This window comes from Tamlana crocina (assembly GCF_012037625.1).
Map to the genome: position 1 here is coordinate 1 of NZ_JAAVJS010000873.1, position 282 is coordinate 282.

At 46.1% G+C, this 282-nt stretch carries 1 protein-coding gene; it reads left to right on the top strand.

The window, feature by feature from the left end:
* Positions 1–59: 59 nt before the first annotated feature.
* A partial coding sequence (locus HC176_RS19345; protein ID WP_245234978.1) for a Crp/Fnr family transcriptional regulator occupies positions 60–282 on the top strand: 223 nt, incomplete at its 3' end.

Consider the following 282-nt stretch of genomic DNA (forward strand, 5'->3'; position numbering starts at 1 on the left):
TCTTTCGGGAAGGAGAATCGGCTGTAAATTTTTACCAGGTCGCTTCGGGGGAGATAAAAATGAACAACTATAATGAAGACGGGAAAGAATTTATCCAGGGTATTTTTTCCATCGGTCAGAGTTTCGGCGAGCCTCCCCTGCTTGCAAAGGTGAAGTACCCCGCAAATGCCGAAGCGATCTCAGATGCCGAAGTCTTTCAGTTGTCAAAAGAGCAATTTCTGGACCTGCTTTCTTCCCATCCCAAAGTACATCTTAAGATCACCGAAACCCTTGCGAAAAGGC